This is a genomic window from Pseudomonas sp. DD1, from assembly GCF_044510355.1.
Lineage (GTDB): Bacteria > Pseudomonadota > Gammaproteobacteria > Pseudomonadales > Pseudomonadaceae > Aquipseudomonas > Aquipseudomonas shahriarae.
Window position 1 is genome coordinate 138,022 of record NZ_MSAJ01000006.1, and the last position, 20,515, is coordinate 158,536.

The 20,515-nt window shown below is 60.3% G+C and carries 20 protein-coding genes; 14 read left to right on the plus strand and 6 right to left on the minus strand.

All coding sequences use genetic code 11. The features are described from left to right. The first annotated feature begins 3 nt into the window (after nucleotides 1-3). The 3 genes from PSFL_RS05535 (at nucleotide 4) to ccoM (ending at nucleotide 822) form a co-directional block, all read left to right on the plus strand. Complete coding sequence (locus PSFL_RS05535) at nucleotides 4-345, plus strand: hypothetical protein (RefSeq protein WP_057439820.1); 342 nt, start codon at nucleotides 4-6, stop codon at nucleotides 343-345. A 25-nt stretch (nucleotides 346-370) separates the two neighbouring features. Continuing rightward, entirely contained in the window at nucleotides 371-562 is a 192-nt protein-coding gene (locus PSFL_RS05540; RefSeq protein WP_128593654.1) for a hypothetical protein, read from the plus strand. Between the two features lie 143 nt (nucleotides 563-705). Beyond that, nucleotides 706-822, plus strand: coding sequence for a cytochrome c oxidase subunit CcoM (gene ccoM / locus PSFL_RS05545; protein ID WP_029297086.1), 117 nt, complete (start codon nucleotides 706-708; stop codon nucleotides 820-822). Nucleotides 823-967: 145 nt separating this feature from the next. Here ccoM and PSFL_RS05550 read toward each other — a convergent pair whose 3' ends face one another. Together PSFL_RS05550 and PSFL_RS05555 are read right to left on the minus strand one after the other, a co-directional pair. Beyond that, nucleotides 968-2,443: an inorganic phosphate transporter gene (locus tag PSFL_RS05550; protein WP_170045313.1), complete on the minus strand. Its 1,476-nt coding sequence runs from the start codon at nucleotides 2,441-2,443 to the stop codon at nucleotides 968-970. A 330-nt stretch (nucleotides 2,444-2,773) separates the two neighbouring features. Next, nucleotides 2,774-2,974 (minus strand): hypothetical protein, encoded by a 201-nt coding sequence (locus PSFL_RS05555; protein ID WP_029297082.1) that lies wholly within the window; start codon nucleotides 2,972-2,974, stop codon nucleotides 2,774-2,776. A gap of 619 nt (nucleotides 2,975-3,593) precedes the next feature. Here PSFL_RS05555 and pcaR point away from each other — a divergent pair. The 11 genes from pcaR (at nucleotide 3,594) to pcaC (ending at nucleotide 14,482) form a co-directional block, all read left to right on the plus strand. After that, complete coding sequence (pcaR, locus tag PSFL_RS05560) at nucleotides 3,594-4,436, plus strand: pca regulon transcriptional regulator PcaR (RefSeq protein WP_057439816.1); 843 nt, start codon at nucleotides 3,594-3,596, stop codon at nucleotides 4,434-4,436. A gap of 177 nt (nucleotides 4,437-4,613) precedes the next feature. After that, on the plus strand, nucleotides 4,614-5,960 hold the full coding sequence (locus PSFL_RS05565; protein WP_057958737.1) for an MFS transporter: 1,347 nt from the start codon (nucleotides 4,614-4,616) through the stop codon (nucleotides 5,958-5,960). Nucleotides 5,961-6,257: 297 nt separating this feature from the next. Further along, nucleotides 6,258-7,115, plus strand: coding sequence for a CoA transferase subunit A (locus tag PSFL_RS05570; protein WP_057439815.1), 858 nt, complete (start codon nucleotides 6,258-6,260; stop codon nucleotides 7,113-7,115). Next, nucleotides 7,115-7,894 carry a CoA-transferase subunit beta gene (locus tag PSFL_RS05575; protein ID WP_057439814.1) on the plus strand — a complete coding sequence of 260 codons (780 nt, stop codon included), beginning with the start codon at nucleotides 7,115-7,117 and terminating at the stop codon, nucleotides 7,892-7,894. Before PSFL_RS05570 ends, PSFL_RS05575 begins: the two co-directional genes overlap by 1 nt. Next, nucleotides 7,891-9,096, plus strand: coding sequence for a 3-oxoadipyl-CoA thiolase (gene pcaF / locus PSFL_RS05580; RefSeq protein WP_169960733.1), 1,206 nt, complete (start codon nucleotides 7,891-7,893; stop codon nucleotides 9,094-9,096). Before PSFL_RS05575 ends, pcaF begins: the two co-directional genes overlap by 4 nt. A gap of 27 nt (nucleotides 9,097-9,123) precedes the next feature. Next, entirely contained in the window at nucleotides 9,124-9,828 is a 705-nt protein-coding gene (gene pcaH / locus PSFL_RS05585) for a protocatechuate 3,4-dioxygenase subunit beta (protein ID WP_169960707.1), read from the plus strand. A 1-nt stretch (nucleotide 9,829) separates the two neighbouring features. Beyond that, nucleotides 9,830-10,396, plus strand: a complete 567-nt coding sequence (gene pcaG / locus PSFL_RS05590; protein ID WP_057439808.1) for a protocatechuate 3,4-dioxygenase subunit alpha — start codon at nucleotides 9,830-9,832, stop codon at nucleotides 10,394-10,396. Between the two features lie 159 nt (nucleotides 10,397-10,555). After that, nucleotides 10,556-11,851: an MFS family transporter gene (locus PSFL_RS05595; RefSeq protein WP_169960706.1), complete on the plus strand. Its 1,296-nt coding sequence runs from the start codon at nucleotides 10,556-10,558 to the stop codon at nucleotides 11,849-11,851. A gap of 10 nt (nucleotides 11,852-11,861) precedes the next feature. Beyond that, nucleotides 11,862-13,226: a 3-carboxy-cis,cis-muconate cycloisomerase gene (locus tag PSFL_RS05600; protein WP_057439807.1), complete on the plus strand. Its 1,365-nt coding sequence runs from the start codon at nucleotides 11,862-11,864 to the stop codon at nucleotides 13,224-13,226. A 10-nt stretch (nucleotides 13,227-13,236) separates the two neighbouring features. Then, nucleotides 13,237-14,028: a 3-oxoadipate enol-lactonase gene (pcaD, locus tag PSFL_RS05605; protein ID WP_057958741.1), complete on the plus strand. Its 792-nt coding sequence runs from the start codon at nucleotides 13,237-13,239 to the stop codon at nucleotides 14,026-14,028. Nucleotides 14,029-14,089: 61 nt separating this feature from the next. After that, nucleotides 14,090-14,482, plus strand: coding sequence for a 4-carboxymuconolactone decarboxylase (pcaC, locus tag PSFL_RS05610; protein WP_057958742.1), 393 nt, complete (start codon nucleotides 14,090-14,092; stop codon nucleotides 14,480-14,482). Between the two features lie 27 nt (nucleotides 14,483-14,509). On the opposite strand, the gene PSFL_RS05615 is transcribed toward pcaC, so the two are convergent. The 4 genes from PSFL_RS05615 to PSFL_RS05630 all read right to left on the minus strand — a co-directional run bounded on the left by PSFL_RS05615 (nucleotide 14,510) and on the right by PSFL_RS05630 (nucleotide 20,436). After that, entirely contained in the window at nucleotides 14,510-16,192 is a 1,683-nt protein-coding gene (locus tag PSFL_RS05615) for a M91 family zinc metallopeptidase (protein WP_169960705.1), read from the minus strand. A 37-nt stretch (nucleotides 16,193-16,229) separates the two neighbouring features. Next, nucleotides 16,230-17,663, minus strand: coding sequence for a M91 family zinc metallopeptidase (locus PSFL_RS05620; protein ID WP_397469791.1), 1,434 nt, complete (start codon nucleotides 17,661-17,663; stop codon nucleotides 16,230-16,232). Between the two features lie 291 nt (nucleotides 17,664-17,954). Beyond that, complete coding sequence (locus tag PSFL_RS05625; RefSeq protein WP_057958745.1) at nucleotides 17,955-18,854, minus strand: polysaccharide deacetylase family protein; 900 nt, start codon at nucleotides 18,852-18,854, stop codon at nucleotides 17,955-17,957. Nucleotides 18,855-19,185: 331 nt separating this feature from the next. Next, nucleotides 19,186-20,436 carry an OprD family porin gene (locus tag PSFL_RS05630; protein WP_170059951.1) on the minus strand — a complete coding sequence of 417 codons (1,251 nt, stop codon included), beginning with the start codon at nucleotides 20,434-20,436 and terminating at the stop codon, nucleotides 19,186-19,188. Nucleotides 20,437-20,515 lie beyond the last annotated feature (79 nt).

A 20,515-nucleotide genomic window follows, 5' to 3' on the forward strand; every position in this document is an offset into this window, starting at 1 on the left:
ATTATGCTGCCACCGATCTTGCCCTTGAGTGTTGTGCCGGTTACGTCACAACTCGACCCCGTGCGCCCCAAACCCGATATCCCGCCGGTGGTGCCTGCGCAGGCGAGTTCCAATGAAAGCACCATTGACCTCAAGCACCGCGACGCCGAGCAATCGACCCTGATGCTGCGCGAGGAACAACGACGCCAGCAGGAACAGCAAAAACGCCGGCGCGAGGCCGACGAAGATCCCGAGCAGCACCTGGCCGTTCCTGGTGACGAACTGAATGCCGATAACACCGTGCCGGTCGCGCCGCTGATCGAGGATGCACCCCGCCAGGGGTTGTGGGTGGACGTCGAGGTTTGACCCCTGGGCGGGCCAGGACGCATTATTGAGTCAATCCAGCCACCACGTAAGCCATGCCATGAGTGACGACAAGCTGATCGACCTGACTGCCGAACGCGCCAAACGGGTCCACGATCTCAATGACAAGCGCCTGAATGACGTGCGCCAGGCGTTCGAGCAGGCCATGCCGCTGGGCAAGGCGAAGAAAAAGTCGAAAAACAAACCGAAAAAGCGCTGAAATGCCCTGAATCTATTGATTCAGGTCAGTTATCTCCCTTCTTTACGCCCCGTTGCGGGCGACATTGATCCCCGTCAATTTCTGCCCCCGACTTCTTGGTTAACTTAGCCCTATCGCAACAGGGCAAGAGCAGGAGGCCGGTCATGTTTTTCGATAATGTGGTTTTTGCCGGGGTGCTGACTGTCGGCCTCATGGTGCTGTTTTTTGTAGGGTTTGGATTTTTTATCTGGAAAGACGCGAACAAGCGTAAAAAACCATAGGTTTTTCCGGGTTACATGAGCACGCAAGGCATTTTGGGCGACTTCGGTCGCCCTTTTTTTTGCCCGATATTTAGCTCCCTAGCCACAAAAGCACAAAAAAAGGCGTGACCCTCGCAGGTCACGCCTTTTTTAATTGCGTTGTCGGTTAACTGCCCAACGCCGTGGACGCCAGCCAGAACAAGCCGGCCGACAGGCTCACTGTGGCTGGCAGGGTCAGGATCCAGGCCATCAGGATGGTCTTCACGGTGCCGCCTTGCAGGCCGCTCTTGTTCGCGACCATGGTCCCGGCCACGCCCGACGACAGCACGTGGGTGGTGGACACCGGCAGGGCGAAGATATTGGCAAAGCCAATCATGGTGGCGGTGGTGATTTGCGCCGACATGCCCTGGGCATAGGTCATGCCCTGCTTGCCGATCTTCTCGCCAATCGTCAGTACCACGCGCTTCCAGCCCACCATGGTGCCCAGGCCAAGGGCCAGGGCCACGGCGAGGATTACCCAGAACGGTGCGTATTCGGTGGTGGCGGTCAGGTCTTTGCGCAGTTTTTCCAGGTCCGACTTCTCGCGGGAATCAAGGCCTGGCAGCTTGCCGACTTTCTTCGCGGTGTCGTCCAGGCACAACAGGTAGCGACGGACCTCAATGCGCTGGTCGGAGGTCAAGGAATGGTAGTCAGAGACACCCTTCAATGTGCCGAGGAGGGCGTTGATGGTTGGCTCGGTCTGTTGCGGGTTGCAACGGAACTTGCCTGGCAGGTCGTCTCTGACACTTTTGCCCAGGGCAAGGAATTCGCCGAGGGTTTCGTGGTTGCGCTGGTAGAACTGGTTGAGGTGCAGGGTGGCGTCGCGGGTTCGCTCGATCTGGTAAGTAGTGCTGCCCAGATCGAGTACAAACTGCGCGGGCACGATACCGATCAGCACCAGCATGATCAGGCCAATACCTTTCTGACCGTCGTTGGAGCCATGCACGAAACTCACGGCCATCGCGGAGATCACCAGTACCAGGCGGTTCCAGAACGGCGGGTGTTTCTTGTCGTCGAGCTTGCGGCGCTGGTCCGGTGTCTTGTGCATCTTGGACAGCGGACGCCACCATTTAAGGCCAATCAACACCAGGGCTGCGACCAGGAAGCCGGCCATGGGCGAGAACACCAGCGAGGCGCCGATATCAATGGCCTTCTGCCAGTTGACCCCGTCTGCCAGCGGAATATCGTTGATCAAGGCATTGGCCAGGCCGACACCGAGGATCGAACCGATCAGGGTGTGGGAGCTGGATGCCGGGATCCCGAAATACCAGGTGCCGAGATTCCAGGTGATGGCCGCTGCTAATAATGAAAACACCATGGCCAGACCATGGCCGGTGTTTACATTGATCAGCAACTCCACCGGCAGCAGGTGCACGATGGCGTAGGCAACGCCCACCCCGCCGAGCAACACGCCGAGGAAGTTGAACACCCCGGAAAAGAATACGGCCAGGTGCGGCGGCATCGCTTTGGTATAGATGACTGTGGCCACCGCGTTAGCGGTGTCATGAAAGCCATTGATGAACTCGAAGGCGAGGACAAAGGCGAGGGCGAGCAACAGGCTCACAAGAACCCAAGCATCCAGTCCGCTGAATAAATCGATCATGAAGGTTTTATGACCCGGTCGTAAGGGGGCGCGATTATGCCAGAAAACCTCAGTAATCTATGCACTAGCTGCTCGCCGGTAACATTCTTCAACGAATTAATTTGGAGGAGGGGTGCGACTACCAGATATTTCGGTGGTTTGGCAACTCATTGATTTATAAAGAATAGAGGGGCCGTGGCAGGGTGCGACAATTAAGATGAAGGGTCTGAAACAGGTGTATGAAATTTCGTCAGAGCGGCGAAACTGACGATTGCTGGGCAAACCCCGTGCGCCCCTGCCAGGGGGTGCTGGCAGGGCAATGACTTGCCAGGAAGGCTCAATCCGAGAGGCTTATGGCTCTTCGGCCTTGAGGTCCTTTTCGATCTTTTGGATTTCCTGGGCAAACGCCTGGTCGAGCAGACTGGCTCGTTTGCGCCATGGTTTGCGCTCCGGCTCAGGTTGGGCGGCGTAGGTGGTGACTTCCCCGCCGTAAACATCCTTGTAACGTTGTTCCTGGCGCTCAAGTTCCGCGCGCAGTTCGTCTTTCGTCACTTTGTTACCTAATTGAGTTGAGTTTGATTCCGGTGATGCGCGATGACGCAAGTGATGGGCGTATTACACGATCAACCACTTCAGTTATTGCACGCGGCCACGGCACCGGGGAAGAACAGCTGTCGTAGCAACAGTTTTCTTTTTACATCACAAATATGGGCAGGCTGTGGAACTGAATACCCGGTATCTGCAACCCAGGCCAGGACAAGGAAAAGCTGAGGCTTGGTGGGGGCAGGCATGCCCTTGAGGCTAACTCGACCTTGTCACAGGGTGCATTATAGCGGCGCATTTGCATAAGACTATCGTCAACAAGTTAAAAAACGTCAACTTGGCGTAGCTGTATTGCTATTCACCTCATGTCGGGAACTTGACGCCGTACTTGCCTAATACTCTGTGTGTGACAGTTGCACGGTCGTTAATTAAGTCAACATTGCCAGGCCGGACGACGTCAGTTAAGTGAGCGCAACAAATTCAGTGCGGGGACCTGGCAGCGCCCAGCGGCGCAAATTGCGATTATCGAATGACCGTCCGATAATCGCCCAATGTTGGCGCCCTTGCCTTGTACATCCGTTGCCTGCCGGCTTGTAATGGCGCTTGAAAATAAGAGAAAGGACCTGAAATGAACGATCAATTGCGCAACTCCTTTGCCTCAGTGGCGCCGCCGATCGTTGCGTCACCGGCCAAGCGCATCCAGGCGTTTACCGGCGACCCGGATTTCATGACCTCCCTGGCCCGTGGGCTGGCCGTGGTGCAGGCGTTCCAGGAGCGCAAGCGGCACCTGACCATCGCCCAGATCAGCCATCGCACGGAAATCCCCCGCGCTGCCGTCAGGCGTTGCCTGCATACCTTGATCAAACTCGGCTACGCCACCACCGACGGGCGCACGTACTCCCTGCTGCCCAAGGTCCTGACCCTGGGCCATGCCTATCTGTCGTCCACGCCCCTGGCGGTTTCTGCCCAGCCTTACCTGGACCGCATGAGTGAGCAGCTTCATGAAGCCTGCAACATGGCGACCCTGGAGGGCGACGACATCCTCTATATCGCCCGATCCGCCACCACCCAACGCCTGATTTCGGTGGATCTTTCGGTCGGTGGCCGGCTGCCAGCTTATTGCACCTCCATGGGCCGAATCCTCCTGGCGGCCCTGGATGACGCGTCGCTGCAGGACTACCTGGATCATGCCGACCTGCAAACCAAGACCAGCCGCACCCTGACCACGCCGCAAGCCTTGCTTGAATGCCTGCAACAAGTGCGGCAACAGGGCTGGTGCATTGTCGACCAGGAACTGGAGCAGGGTCTGCGTTCCATCGCCGTGCCGGTGTATGACGCGTCCGGCCAGGTATTGGCTGCGCTGAATGTCAGCACCCATGCCGGGCGGGTCAGCCGCAGTGAGCTGGAACAACGTTTCCTGCCGAGCATGCTCTGCGCCAGCCAGGAGCTGAGTGCCCAGTTGTTTGCTTAAGCTGTTCGGTGACCGCACAGATCCCGGTTTGACGAATTGACGGTGTTTCCCCTGGCTCATTAATGTCGCGGCAGCGTGATTGACCGCGACAGCCTCTACCGCCGCGGTTTCGGTTTCGCCCCAATAATAATGACGACTCGCCGTCGTCCGCCCGCCATCGGTGTGGAAGTAAAAATAATGAATCAGCCTTCGCCTTCTGTTGGTACATGTCTGGACGTGCAGTCCTTTATCAATGCGCAACCGCTGTCCCGCTATCAATGGCGGGTGGTGATCCTGTGCTTCCTGATTGTCTTTCTCGACGGCCTGGATACTGCGGCCATGGGCTTTATTGCGCCGGCACTGTCCCAGGATTGGGGGATCGACCGTGCCAGCCTCGGCCCGGTAATGAGTGCCGCGTTGATCGGCATGGTGTTTGGCGCCCTGGGTTCAGGCCCGTTGGCCGACCGTTTCGGACGCAAGGTGGTGTTGGTCGGCGCCGTGCTGGTGTTCGGTGCGTTCAGCCTGGCCTCGGCCTATAGCAGCAACGTTGATCAGTTGCTGGTATTGCGCTTCCTGACCGGCCTGGGCCTGGGCGCTGGCATGCCGAACGCCACGACGTTGCTGTCCGAATACACCCCGGAGCGCCACAAGTCGTTGCTGGTGACCAGCATGTTCTGCGGCTTCAACCTGGGCATGGCCGGTGGCGGATTTATCTCGGCCAAGCTGATCCCGATGTTCGGCTGGCACAGCCTGCTGCTGATCGGCGGCATCCTGCCCTTGATCCTGGTGGGCGTACTGGTGCTATGGCTGCCGGAGTCGGCACGCTACCTGGTGGTGCGCAATCGCGGCACAGACAAGGTGCGCAAGGCCTTGTCACCCATCGACCCGGCCACCGTCGCCCAGGCTTCCAGCTTCAGCGTCCCGGAACAGAAAACCGTCAAGGCGCGCAATGTGTTCGCGGTGATCTTCTCTGGCACCTACAGCGCCGGCACCCTGTTGCTGTGGCTCACCTACTTCATGGGTCTGGTGATTGTGTACCTGCTGACCAGTTGGTTGCCGACCCTGATGCGTGACAGCGGCGCCAGCATGGAGCAGGCGGCTTTTATCGGCGCGTTGTTCCAGTTTGGTGGAGTACTCAGCGCCGTGGGCGTGGGCTGGGCCATGGACCGGTTCAATCCGCACAAGGTCATCGGCACTTTCTACCTGCTGGCTGGGGTCTTTGCCTACGCCGTGGGCCAGAGCCTGGGCAATATCACCCTCCTGGCCACCCTGGTGTTGATCGCCGGGATGTGCGTCAACGGTGCGCAATCGGCCATGCCTTCGTTGGCGGCGCGGTTTTACCCGACCCAGGGCCGGGCGACCGGGGTGTCCTGGATGCTGGGGATTGGCCGTTTTGGCGCGATCCTCGGTGCGTGGATGGGAGCCACGCTGTTGGGGCTGGGTTGGAACTTCGAGCAAGTGCTGACGGCACTGGTGATTCCGGCTGCATTGGCCACCACTGCGGTGCTGATCAAGGGATTCGTCAGCCACGCCGACGCCACCTGAGACTTAATGCAGGCACGGTTGAAAAATGTGGGAGCGGGCTTGCTCGCGAAGGCGGTGGCTCAGGACAAAAGTGTGTTGACTGACACACCGCCTTCGCGAGCAAGCCCGCTCCCACAGGGACGCTGTTCGCATGGAAAGCAGAGGTGTTTGGACGACTGTTAGCCAGGCAACAATCTGTTCGATTATCGAACAGTTAGTCGATTATCGGATTGTTTGACCCCTGACCCCGGCTTACTCTTCAAGCACTTCGGCGCTGCCTCCAGCGCCTTTTTCGACCTACACCGGGAGCCCAACCCCATGGCTGAAATCCTTTCGCTGGCTGATGCGGTAAAGCAGTTCGTCAATGACGGCGATACCGTCGCGCTCGAAGGCTTTACCCACCTGATCCCTACAGCGGCAGGTCATGAAATCATCCGTCAGGGCAAGAAAGACCTGACGCTGGTGCGCATGACGCCCGACCTGATCTACGACCAACTGATCGGGGCCGGCTGTGCGCGCAAGTTGATTTTTTCCTGGGGCGGCAACCCGGGCGTAGGTTCCCTGCATCGCCTGCGGGATGCGGTGGAAAAGCAATGGCCGCAACCATTGGAGATCGAAGAACACAGCCATGCGGACCTGGCCAACGCCTACGTGGCCGGCGCCTCCGGCCTGCCGTTCGCGGTGCTGCGGGCGTATGCCGGTTCTGACCTGCCCAAGGTCAACCCGCTGATCAAGACCGTGACCTGCCCCTTCACCGGCGAAGTGCTGGCGGCGGTGCCGTCGGTGCGCCCGGACATCACCGTGATCCATGCGCAAAAGGCCGACCGCAAGGGCAACGTGCTGTTGTGGGGGATTCTCGGGGTGCAGAAAGAGGCGGCATTGGCGGCCAAGCGTTGCATCGTCACCGTCGAAGAAATCGTCGACGACCTCAACGCCCCCATGAACGCCTGCGTGCTGCCGACCTGGGCCCTGACCGCCGTGTGCCATGTACCAGGGGGCGCGCACCCTTCCTACGCCCACGGTTACACCGAGCGTGACAATCGCTTCTATCAAGCCTGGGATCCGATCGCTCGGGACCGTGGGACGTTTACCGCATGGATCAATGAATACATCCATGGCACCGCTGACTTCAGTCAATTCCAGGCCAAACTGGCTGCCGCGCAGGAGGCCAAGTAATGACTTACTCGACCAATGAAATGATGACCGTCGCCGCCGCGCGCCGCCTGAAGAACGGTGCCGTGTGCTTCGTCGGCATCGGTCTGCCGTCCAAGGCCGCCAACCTGGCCCGCCTGACGTCGTCGCCGGACGTGGTGTTGATCTACGAGTCCGGCCCGATTGGCGCCAAGCCCTCGGTGCTGCCGCTGTCCATTGGCGACGGCGAGTTGGCGGAAACCGCCGACAGTGTTGTGCCCACGGGTGAGATTTTTCGCTACTGGCTGCAAGGCGGGCGCATTGACGTCGGTTTTCTCGGCGCAGCCCAGGTCGACCGCTTCGGCAATATCAACACCACGGTGGTCGGTGATTACCACCAACCCAAGGTGCGCCTGCCGGGTGCCGGTGGTGCGCCGGAGATTGCCGGCTCCGCCAAGAGCGTGTTGATCATCCTCAAACAGTCGTCCCGTTCGTTTGTCGACAAGCTGGATTTCATCACCTCGGTCGGCCATGGCGAAGGCGGCGACTCGCGCAAGCGCCTCGGCCTGCCAGGCGCAGGCCCGGTCGGGATTATTACCGACCTGTGCATCATGGAGCCGGAGGAGGGCACCCACGAATTTGTGGTCACCGCCTTGCATCCCGGCGTGACCCGCGAGCAAGTGATTGCCGCCACCGGCTGGGCGATCCGCTTTGCCGAGCAGGTCAGCACCAGCGCCGAACCCACGCCAGTCGAACTGAACGCCTTGCGCGATCTTGAAGCCCGTACCGCCGCGGCCCATGGCCAAACCCCAGGAGAAGCCTGATGCGCGACGTGTTTATCTGTGATGCGATCCGCACCCCCATCGGCCGTTTCGGCGGTGGCCTGTCCACGGTGCGCGCCGATGACCTGGCGGCCCTGCCGATCAAGGCCCTGATGGCGCGCAACCCGTCGGTAGACTGGAGCGCGGTCGACGAAGTGTTCCTCGGCTGCGCCAACCAGTCCGGCGAAGACAACCGTAACGTGGCGCGCATGGCCGCGCTGCTGGCCGGCCTGCCGCCGAGCATTCCCGGGGTGACGGTCAACCGCTTGTGCGCCTCGGGCATGGACGCCATCGGCACCGCGTTCCGCGCCATTGCCAGTGGCGAAATGGAGCTGGCGATTGCCGGTGGTGTCGAGTCGATGTCCCGTGCACCGTTCGTGATGGGCAAGGCAGACGCCGCGTTCTCGCGCAACATGAAGCTGGAAGACACCACCATCGGCTGGCGCTTTATCAACCCGTTGATGAAGGCCCAGTACGGCGTGGATGCCATGCCGCAGACCGCTGATAACGTGGCAGATGACTACAACGTCTCGCGCGCCGACCAGGACGCCTTCGCCTTGCGTAGCCAGCAACGCACAGCCGTGGCCCAGGCCGCGGGGTTTTTCGCTGAAGAAATCGTCCCGGTACGGGTCGCCCATAAAAAAGGCGAGACCCTGGTGGAGCACGACGAACACCCGCGTGCCGATACCACCCTCGAAGCCCTGACCAAGCTCAAGCCGGTCAACGGCCCGGACAAGACCGTCACCGCCGGCAACGCTTCCGGGGTCAACGACGGCGCCGCCGCGTTGATTCTGGCCAGCGCGGACGCGGTGAAAAAGCACGGCCTGACCGCCCGCGCCCGGGTGTTGGGCATGGCCAGTGCCGGGGTCGAACCCCGGGTGATGGGCATCGGCCCGGTGCCAGCGGTGCGCAAGTTGGTAGAGCGCCTGGGCCTGGCGGTCAGCGACTTTGATGTGATCGAACTCAACGAAGCCTTCGCCAGCCAGGGTTTGGCGGTGCTGCGTGAGTTGGGCCTGGCGGACGACGCACCCCAGGTCAATCCCAACGGCGGCGCGATTGCCTTGGGTCATCCCCTGGGCATGAGCGGTGCGCGCCTGGTCTTGACGGCCCTGCATCAACTGGAAAAAACCGGCGGCAGCAAAGGCCTGGCGACCCTGTGTGTCGGCGTTGGCCAAGGCTTGGCGTTGGCCATCGAACGCGTTTGAGACCTACAAGAAAAAGAGGAATGCTCCATGAGTGACAAGCCCGGATACCGGCGCCCGCAAGCGGGTACTCAGCCTGATTACCTGCACCCGGCGTACCAGTCGACGAACCTGCGTTCGCCGTCCAAGCCGCTGGTGTTTTTGCCCCATTCGCTGTCGGAAATCACCGGCCCGACCATCGGCGCCGACCGCATTGCCGAGCACGACAACGACCTGACCGCCCAGCACGAGGGCGAGCCCCAAGGCGAGCGCATCATCATTCACGGCCGGGTCCTGGATGAAAACGGCCTGCCTGTGCCGGGCATCCTGGTGGAGATCTGGCAGGCCAACGCCGCCGGTCGCTACAACCACAAGCGCGACCAGCACGACGCGCCCCTGGACCCGAACTTCACCGGCACCGGTCGCACCGTCACCGATGCCGATGGCTGGTACCAGTTCCAGACCATCAAGCCCGGCGCCTATCCGTGGGGCAATCACCACAACGCCTGGCGCCCGGCGCATATCCACTTCTCGCTGTTCGGCCCCAGTGTGCTGACGCGCCTGGTGACCCAGATGTACTTCCCCGGCGACCCGCTGCTGGCCTATGACCCGATCTACAACTGCGTGCCGGACACCTCGGCCAAGGAACGCCTGATCGCCCGTTTCGACCTGGAAAAGACCGTGCCGCACTATGCCCTCGGCTATCGCTGGGACATCGTCCTGCGCGGCCGCGACGCCACGCCGATGGAGAAATGACATGACCCTCAACGCAACCACGTCCCACACCGTCGGGCCGTACTACCACATCGGCCTGACCTGGTTGAACTGCGAAGACCTGGCGAATGCGGGCACCCTCGGCGAGCGTGTGGCCATCACCGGGCAGGTGGTGGATGGCAATGGCGAGGTGGTCAACGATGCCATGCTGGAAGTCTGGCAGGCCAACGCCGCCGGTAAATATGACCACCCCGAGGACGACCAGGACAAAGCCCTGGACCCCAATTTCGCAGGCTTTGGCCGGGTGCCGGTGGATGCGCAAGGGCGTTTCCGTTTCAGCACCATCAAGCCCGGTAGTGTGCCGGGCCTGAAGGGTACGACCCAGGCGCCGCATTTGGTGGTGTTGGTGTTTGCCCGTGGTTTGGTGAAGCACTTGCTGACGCGGATTTATTTCGACGGCGAAGCGGCCAATGGCGATGATCCGTTGCTGGCGTGTGTGCCGGCAGAGCGGCGCGGCACGTTGGTTGCCAAGGCGGATGCGTCGGGGGTGTATCAGTGGAATGTGGTGCTTCAGGGCACCGATGAAGAGACGGTGTTTTTCGATTATTGAGTTGCCTGCCAGGGCGCTGTCGCGGGCAAGCCCGCTCTCACAGTGGAATGCGATCACCTGTGGGAGCGGGCTTGGCTGCCATTCAAAGGTCTGCTTGCGGAACGAGGTTGTTGCAAAGTGTGTCTAGACTCTAACCCGTTCCCTACGAGTGAAAACAACATGACAACGAGTACCAGTCACTACACCGGAGAAGAACGCAGCAAACGGATTTTTGCGATTGTCGGGGCCTCTTCCGGCAACCTGGTCGAATGGTTCGACTTCTACGTCTATGCCTTCTGCGCGATCTATTTCGCTCCGGCGTTTTTCCCCTCCGACGACCCCACGGTGCAGCTGCTCAACACCGCTGGCGTGTTCGCCGCAGGCTTCTTGATGCGCCCCATCGGTGGCTGGCTGTTTGGCCGGGTCGCCGACAAGCACGGGCGCAAGAATTCGATGATGATTTCGGTGCTGATGATGTGCGCCGGTTCCCTGGTCATCGCCTTTCTACCGACCTACAAAGACATCGGCGCCTGGGCTCCGGCCCTGCTGCTGATGGCGCGGCTGTTCCAGGGCCTGTCGGTGGGGGGCGAGTACGGCACCACGGCGACCTACATGAGTGAAGTCGCGCTCAAAGGCCAGCGCGGCTTCTTCGCCTCGTTCCAGTACGTGACCCTGATTGGCGGGCAACTGCTGGCGGTGTCGGTGGTGGTGATCCTGCAACAACTGCTCACCGAGGACGAGCTGCGGGCCTGGGGCTGGCGCATTCCGTTTGTGATCGGGGCCGTGGCGGCGGTGATTTCGCTGTTGCTGCGCCGCTCCCTGAAAGAAACCACCAGCAAGGAAATGCGGGAAAACAAGGACGCCGGCAGCATTGCCGCGTTGTTCCGCGATCACAAGGCCGCGTTTATCACCGTGCTCGGCTACACCGCCGGCGGCTCGCTGATCTTCTACACCTTTACCACGTACATGCAGAAGTACCTGGTGAACACCGCCGGCATGCACGCCAAGACCGCCAGCTACATCATGACCGGCGCGCTGTTCCTCTATATGTGCATGCAGCCGCTGTTCGGCATGCTCTCGGACAAGATCGGCCGCCGTAACTCGATGCTCTGGTTTGGCACGCTCGGGACCTTGTGCACAGTCCCGATCCTGCTGACCCTGAAAACCGTGACCAGCCCGTTCCTGGCCTTTGTATTGATTACCCTGGCGCTGGCAATTGTGAGTTTCTACACCTCCATCAGTGGCCTGGTAAAAGCCGAAATGTTCCCGCCACAAGTGCGCGCTCTCGGTGTGGGCCTGGCCTATGCGGTGGCCAACGCGATCTTCGGTGGTTCGGCGGAATACGTGGCCCTGGGCCTGAAATCCATTGGCCTGGAAAACACCTTCTACTGGTACGTGACCGGCATGATGGCGATTGCGTTCCTGTTCAGCCTGCGCCTGCCGAAACAGGCTGAGTACTTGCACCACGATCTGTAAGGGATGACTTATGACACTGCGCACGAGCAACCAACTGTTCGACGCTTACTTCACCGCCGACAGCATGGCCGAGGTGTTCTGTGACCAGGGACGCTTGCAGGGCATGCTGGATGTCGAAGCCGCACTGGCCCGGGCGCAGGCGCGGGTCGGGTTGATTCCCCAGGCCGCCGTCGCGCCGATTGCCCAGGCATGCCTGGCCTCGTTGTACGACGTGGATGCCCTCGGCGCGGCGATTGCCACGGCGGGCAATTCGGCGATCCCGCTGGTCAAGGCCCTGGGCAAACTGATTGCCAGCGAGGACGCCGGCGCCGAGCGCTATGTGCATCTGGGCGCCACCAGCCAGGATGTGATGGACACCGGCCTGGTGTTGCAACTGCGACGGGCGCTGGAACTGATCGACACGGACCTGGCCCGGCTGGGCGCGGTTCTCGCGGCCCAGGCGCAGCGCTATGCCGACGTGCCATTGGCCGGGCGTACCTGGTTGCAGCACGCAACGCCGGTCACCCTGGGGATGAAAATCGCCGGTTGGCTGGGGGCGGTGACGCGCAATCGCCAACGGTTGGTGGAGCTGCAGCCGCGCCTGCTGGTCCTGCAGTTCGGCGGCGCGTCCGGCACCTTGGCGGCACTGGGTGAACACGCCATGCCGGTGGCGCAAGCCCTGGCAGCGGAGTTGCAACTGACGCTGCCCGAACAACCCTGGCACACCCAGCGTGACCGTCTGGTGGAGTTCGCCAGCGTGCTGGGCCTGATCGCCGGCAGCCTGGGCAAGCTCGGGCGGGATATCAGCCTGCTGATGCAGACCGAAGCGGCGGAAGTGTTCGAGCCGTCAGCCCCAGGCAAGGGCGGCTCCTCGACCATGCCGCACAAGCGCAACCCGGTTGGCGCGGCGGTGTTGATCAGCGCTGCTACGCGGGTGCCGGGCTTGGTGGCGACGATGTTCAGCGCCATGCCCCAGGAGCACGAGCGCAGCCTGGGCCTGTGGCATGCCGAATGGGAAACTCTGCCCGAAATCTGCCGCCTGGTGTCCGGTGCCTTGCATCAGGCATTACTGGTGAGTGAAGGCCTGGAAGTCGATGCACAACGCATGGGCCACAATCTCGACCTGACCCAGGGCCTGGTGCTGGCCGAGGCCGTCAGTAGCACATTGGCCCAGCGCCTGGGCCGTGAAACCGCCCATCACCTGCTGGAACAGTGTTGCAAACGCGCGGTCGCCGAGCAGCGCCATTTGCGCGCGGTATTGGCCGATGAGCCGCAAGTCACCGCCGAGCTGTCGGCGGTGGAATTGGATCGCCTGCTGGACCCGGCGCATTACCTGGGCCAGGCACAGACCTGGGTCAGCCGCGCCGTGGCTGAGCACTTTGCTTTTTCTGCCTGAGGAGGCTGCTGTGGGATTTGTACGACTCGCCGATGGCGAACTGAATTACCAACTGGAAGGTCCTGAAGGCGCGCCGGTACTGGTGCTGTCCAATTCACTGGGCACCGACCTGCATATGTGGGATACCCAGATGCCGGCCTTCACCGAGCATTTTCGGGTGCTGCGCCTGGACACCCGTGGCCACGGCAAATCCCTGGTCACCGAGGGCCCCTACAGCATTGAGCAACTGGGGCGTGACGTGCTGGCGTTGCTGGATGCGCTGGATATCCAGCGTGCGCATTTCTGCGGTTTGTCCATGGGCGGGTTGATTGGCCAGTGGCTGGGCATCAACGCCGGTGAGCGCTTGCTCAAGCTGGTGCTGTGCAACACGGCAGCCAAGATCGGCACTGCGGACATCTGGAACCCGCGGATCGAAATGGTCCTGCGCGAGGGCCAGGCGGCAATGGTCGGCTTGCGTGATGCGTCGGTTGCGCGTTGGTTTACTGCCGATTTTGCCCAGGCTCATCCCGCTCAGGCCAAGCGCATTACCGACATGCTCGCGGCCACATCGCCCCAAGGCTATGCCGCCAACTGTGGCGCGGTGCGCGATGCGGATCTGCGTGAGCAACTGGCGTCTATCAAGGTGCCGACGCTGGTGATTGCCGGTACTGAGGATGCCGTCACACCGCCGGCCGGCGGGCACTTTATTCAAGAGCGTGTCGCGGGCGCCGAGTATGCCGAGTTTTATGCGGCGCACTTGTCCAACGTACAGGCCGGGGCTGCGTTCAGCGAGCGGGTACTGGCGTTCTTGTTGGCGGGCTGATGGTCCAGGCGAGTAGCGCTTGTTGTGGCACAGTCATTAATGGTTGGTTTTAGGAGGTTTTGTGGACGAGAAACAACGTTACGCCGATGGGCTCAAGGTGCGGCGTGAAGTGCTGGGCGATGCCCATGTCGATCGCAGCCTCAATGCCTTGACCGAGTTCAACAGCGAATTCCAGGAAATGATCACCCGCCATGCCTGGGGTGATATCTGGACCCGCCCGGGCTTGCCCCGGCACACCCGCAGCCTGATCACCATTGCCATGCTGATCGGGATGAACCGCAACGAAGAGCTCAAACTGCACCTGCGCGCCGCCGCCAGCAATGGCGTGACCCGCGCCGAGATCAAGGAAGTACTGATGCAGAGCGCGATCTACTGCGGGATCCCGGCGGCCAATGCGACGTTTCACCTGGCCGAGTCGGTGTGGGATGAGTTGGGGGTTGAGTCGCGGGATTGACGACGATTTACCCCCGCCTGGAGCCGCTCACCCCTCGTCAGGCGGAAAGTAAGCATCCCGCCGCGCAGTACCCGTTTCTTCACGCAGTGCGTTTTCATTAAAGGGGTTGGGGTTGGTAGTCGTCGGGGGGGTCGACGGGTCGTTGTCAAAATCAAAGGCGGGGGCATTGGTCTCTACCCCGACGGCTTGGCGCTCCGGATTCGGTTCATCTGCGGTTTTGCCGGGTAAAAAGGTGCCATTGGCGCCGTTATAGGCGTGGGCCATTTCATGGTAGAGGCTGATGACCGGAGGCTCGCGGAAGATGAGGCCGGGATTGTTGTGTATCTTTGCCCCCGTGGCGACTGAGCCTTTGGTGTTGCCGTGTATGAATCCCAATTGGGGCGACTCTGCGAGCTCGTCATATTCTTTTAATTGTTTGTCGTGTTCTCTGGTGAAGTTGTTGGTGAATGTATAGTTGGGGCGAACGGTAGTCTCTCGGATTGTTACGGGGGAACCGTTGCGCTCGGCGGCCCGGTCCAGTTCACTCAGCATTTTTTGTGCCGTTGGTGAGTTTCTGAAGAATTCAAGATCATCCTGGGTTTGTTGTTTGAATTTGCTTGAGCCCTCGATCTTGAACGCTTTATGACCCGCATTGCTGATGTTGACTTTTTTATATCGGGTGCCGGGGATACTGGTGACGAGGTCATATTTCTTGGCATAGATAGTATCGTTTGCATTGTATGAGTTGACACGATCCCGACCACGCCCTGTATAGAACACGGTCTGTGCTTTTCCTGTCATCAAATCATCACCGGGGCCGCCATGCATGACATTCATCGGGCTTTCGCTGACCATCGTGTCGTTGCCGTTGCCGCCATCCATATAGCTGAATGTGCCTTCGCTGCCAGTCCCGGAGGACATAGTGTCGTTGCCGTTATTCCCATACATGACGGCTATTCCTGATCCGCCCTTCATTGTGTCATTACCGTCATTCCCTTCGGCGTAGCCGTTGCCGCTACCCAGCGTGATGTTGTCGTTCCCCGCTCCTCCGTAGACACGGGTATCACCACTGCCAAGGGCTTCAATCCGGTCTCGACCTTTACCGCCCTCGATCGTAATGGGGATCGTCACGCGCGGATTAACCCGAATGTGATCATCGCCGCCTTTTGACTTGATGTGCAGTTCTTCAGGGTAACTTTCGTGATTGTTGATTTTTAATGTGTAATGCCTGTCGTTGACTTGCAGCTGGACTTCATTGTTCGAAGATTGATTGACTTTTATAACGTCGGGCTTTTCACCTGTTTCGATTTTGATGACGTTGCTTCTGTTTGTGCGTTCATTGTCGCTGACCGTCTCCCAAGTGGTTTTATGGGTTATTTTGATAAGGTCGTCCTTATATAAAGGAGCAGAGTTTGTATAGGTTGGATATTTTTCTACGTAGTGTTGGTCTGGTGTTAGTTTTGATTTCGGTGTGAAAGTCGCATTTGAGTTTTGTAGCAGGGGAACTTCAATGGAAATGGGGTTTTGCAGGGCGTTAGCAGCCGGTGTTGGACTGAGTGCGGATGAGGAGAATACGTTTGGATAATGTGCAGGGGCTGAGATGGACATTGCATCGTCTCGCGATAGGGGGTTTGGAGATGAGTGGTTGGCCGCCTGAACAGGATTCCGCCTAACTTCAATACCGTTTTTTTCGGACCACACATGAACGCGTAGAACTTCGCGGTCGCGCACGGTTATGTATCATTGGCCTACCTTAAAACAAGGAGCGTCAGGTATAGCGATCGCGCAGATTAAGTCCCATTTCTTTGCGTAAAGAGTTTTCCGTGAAGGGGGCGGGATTGGTGGCGGTCGGCGGGGTGAGTGGATCATGGTCAAAGTCGAACGGCTCGGCACCCGTCGGCAGACCGACAGCCTGTCGTTCAATATTGGGTGTGTCTTCAGGAGGTTCACCCGCGACCGGCTCCTCGGTCGTTCCGGGGAGGAAGGAACCCGTGGCGCCGTTATAGGCATGCACCATTTCATGGTAGAGATTTGTTATCGGAAAACCGCCTGATACAGGGGCGTCAAACGTACTGGAAGGGGAGTAGCGCACGACGCCATCGGTGATTGGCGCGCCCTGTACCCCGTTGTGAACATAACCTTTTACGGGGGCCTCAGGATCCAACTGATCCGGCTCTTGCTGGTTGAACGCGTAATCTGTCCTGTCTCTTTTTCCGCCATCCTGAATGGTTACCGGTACTCCATTTCTGTCAGCGGCGGCGTCCATCTCGGCAAGCATTTTCTGGCCTGCCGGCGAGCAGCGTAAAAGCTCCAGGTCATCTTCGACGCGTTGTTTGAACTCTGCTGTGCCTTGGACGTTAAACCCTCTTTTACCGGCTTCACTGGGTGTGACCGCCATCAACTTCGCGTGCGTAGAGTTCAGGAACCTGTCGCTGGGTTTTGCGTAGATAAGGTCGTCCCGATTGTTGGAACGGATCGTGTCGTTACCTTTGCCGCTGTAAAAGGTGGTTCGATCGCGACCCAGCATCACATCGTCACCCCGGCCGCCATTCATAATCGTGTGGCCGTTGCCGGCATACATTGTGTCTGAGCCGCTGCCGCCGTCCATGTGGCTTTTTTTGCTGGCTGCCCCAGGCCCCGCATACATCCAGTCGTTGCCGTTATTGGCGTACAGGATGGCGTTACCGGAGCCGCCTATCATCATGTCGCTACCCTCATTGCCTTCGGCATAGCCTGCACCGCTGCCCAACTGGAGAAAGTCGTTGCCATTGCCTCCCAGCAGGCGGCTTGGACCACCTCCCGCCCTTACGTGATCATTGCCATCCCCCGCTTCAATCGTTACGTAAAGCATGACATCGGCATCGACCTTTATCTTGTCGTCACCACCGTTACTTTTAATCACGAGTTTTGTGGGGACTTCATCTTTCGCGTCTCTTGCGTCAAAGATGTATGACTTGCCATTGACCTCTACATTGAGTCGTCCGTCGGTACGGTTACTGACATGAATAGTGTCTGAGGTATTACCTGTTTCAAGCGTCAGCTTATCGTCCAGCAGGGTGGGTTTATCCAGGTCATATTGCCGGGTGCGGATTGAATGCCGGGCAATCAGATTACCGTCATCGACCAGTATCGCTTCCTGTTCTTGCGATGGACGAACGCGTCTCGCAGGCGGAGCAGGGCTTTCTCCAGTGTTCTGCGCCAAGGAGGGCGCTTGACGGCGCTCCCTCTTGGCGGGGGCGGGTGCCGAGTGTGTGGAAGGCTCAAGGGAAGGGAGGGGCAGACTGTGGTTCAGTGGCGCGATAGTGTTCATCAGAGAACCTTTCTATTCGAGATAGGGGGCTCTCTGTAGGTTGATGATTGGAATAAAAGGGTTCCGCCATACTGGCCGATGCTTTGTGTCCTGGCGTAATGAAATTTGCTCGCGCCCGCTGCACACGTCGCTAAATCGTCTGGGGTGTCGGTTAACGAAACACGGCTCTGTGGTCGGGTTGGATCATTGGGGGGCGGCGTCCCACACCCAGTCCCACATCCCCGGTAAGTGCACGGCTTGGCTGGCATCCTTCACCGTGCGCGCCAGGGCCCCGCGCTCCAGTGCCGAGCGGTCGGTGTAGAACGGTTCGGCGGCGGTCTTCAGGCCATTGGCCTGGGCGCTGTCCATCAGGATCTGCAGGTACTCCTGCAGATGCCGGGCGGTGTAGCGATTGATGTCGTGAAAGGTCACCACCACTGGGATCACCCCTTCTACAGTCGGCAGTTCGCCCAGGGCAATGCGTTCGCGCACCAGCGACAGCTGCCGCAGCAGGTTGGCCCGACGCCGTGGGCTGGCATTGAAGCCCCAGATCTTGCCGTCATTGGCGCTCAGGTCGGTCAGCAGAATCTGCATGCCGTGGCGCTGGTAGGCGGCGAAGGTGCGTTTGTCGTAGTTCCAGAAGGGCGGGCGTATCAGGTTCGGCGCAGCGCCGGTGATCGAGGCGATAGTCGCGGCGCCCAGGCTCAAGGTCTGCGTCAGCTCTTCGTCGTTCAACAGCCGATGATTGCTATGCCAGCGCGTGGCGGTGTGAAACGCCAGGATATGGCCGGCGGCGTGCTCGCGCTCCATGGTCTTGCGCCCGCGCGGGCTGCCGCCAGAGCGCCAGGCCTCGGTCTGCAAAAAGAAGATCGCCTTGATCCCCGGTTGCACCGGGTTGTTGGCCAGGCTCTCGATGACCAAACGGCTAGGGTTGGCGTAGCCCGAGGCGCTGGGGCCGTCATCGAACGTCAGCAGGAAACGGATGGGGGCCTGGGCGTGCAGGCGCTGTTCGGTCTGGGGTGTCAATGCCACGGGCGCGCCGATGCAGGCGCTGAGGCTCAGTGCCAAAGCGAACACGGCGGCGGTGATGGCGAAGGATTTCATGGTATGGGCCGGGCTCTGACACAGATTGCGCCTAAGGAGAGGCCGCAACAGGCGGGCACCATACAGCAAGAATAACCGGGGTGATCATCTGGCTGACGAACTACAACGGCCGGCCATCTCTTCATTGAGGCTAAACGCTGGTGGGCCGGGGCGCTACTCGCGGCAAGTGGCCCCTTCAGCGCTGACACTGAAGGGGGGGCGGCAGCGGTCGGCAGGCCGACGGCCTGAAGTTTGCCGTTGGGCGTATCTCGCGCAGGTTTGTCGCCGGCCTGCTCCAGGGGGGGCCACCGCAGATATCCAGTGCTGGTACCCCTAGTCAGTGCGAGGCAGCCTACAGCAGGCTAAGGGGATAACTGACAATCAACCGATTCTCATCAAACTCATTGTTGCTGAAGTCGCGACGGATGCTGGAATTGCGCCAGCGCAGGGTCAGGCTTTTCAGGCTGCCGCTTTGCACGGTGTAGCCCACTTCGCTTTCCCGTCCCCATTCCTTGCCATCGCTGACGGTGGCGGTGTGCACGTTGCTGCCGCTGATGTAGCGGTTCATCAGGGTCAGGCCCGGCACGCCGAGTGCGGCGAAGTTGTAGTCGTGGCGCAGCTGCCAGGAGCGTTCTTCGGCGTTGTCATAGCTGGCATTGAAGCTGTCGTTGGCCAGGGTGCCGCCGCTGGTGCCATTGACCCGCATCCACGCGCTATTGCCATTGAGTTTTTGCAGGCCGACATAGAAGGTATGGCCGCCGTACCTGGCCGAGAACAGGCCGGACCAGGTCTGGTTGTCCAGGTTGCCGGCACGGGCGCTGCCGTCGTCCTGGCCATAGAAGAAGCCGAGGTTGGCGCCCAGGGTCCAGTCGCCCACGGGCTGGCTGTGGGTCAGGTTGAGGTATTGCTGGCGGTAGATGTCCTTGAGCTGGGCATTCCACACGCCGACCTGGGTGCGCTTGTCGTTGAACGCATATTCGGCGCCCTGGAAGTTGAAGCGATCGGAGGTGAACGCAGTTTTACCGAACATCGACATGTCCGTCATGCTGCTGTCGTCTCGCGGGCTGTTGGCGCGGAACTGGCCGCCATACAGGGTCAGGCCGGCGATCTCTTTGGACGTGATCTGCCCGCCGCGCAGGGTTTGCGGCAGGGAGCGGCCATCGTCCGCACGCAGGATCGGCAGCACCGGCATCCACTCGCCGACTTTCAATTCGGTCTGGGAAATCCGTGCCTTGAACGCCACCCCCAGGCGGCCGAAGTTGTCGGCCGGTTTGCCATCGTGATCCAGGGGCAGCAATTGGGTGCCACCGGAGCCGCCGCCGCCATCGAGCTTTTGCGCGTACATGCCCAGCACATCCACCCCGAACCCCACGGTGCCCTGGGTGAAACCGGACTTGGCGTCGAGGATGAAACTCTGCGTCCACTCCTGCGCGCCGCCCTGGGCCTTGGTCGGGTTGGTGAAATTGCGGTTGAAGAAGAAATTGCGCAGGTTGAGGTTGGCGCTGGCATCTTCCAGAAAGCCGTGTTCCTCGGCGACGACTGGGAGGGCAAGGCTGGCGACAGCGGTAGCCAGCAATAGCCGGCGAGGGTGCAAGGTGCTCATGGCGTGGGACCTGTTGTTATTGGTGGTTTTCAGGTGCGGGCCATGGTGCGGGGCGTTGCCGGGGCGGTTCAATTGGGGG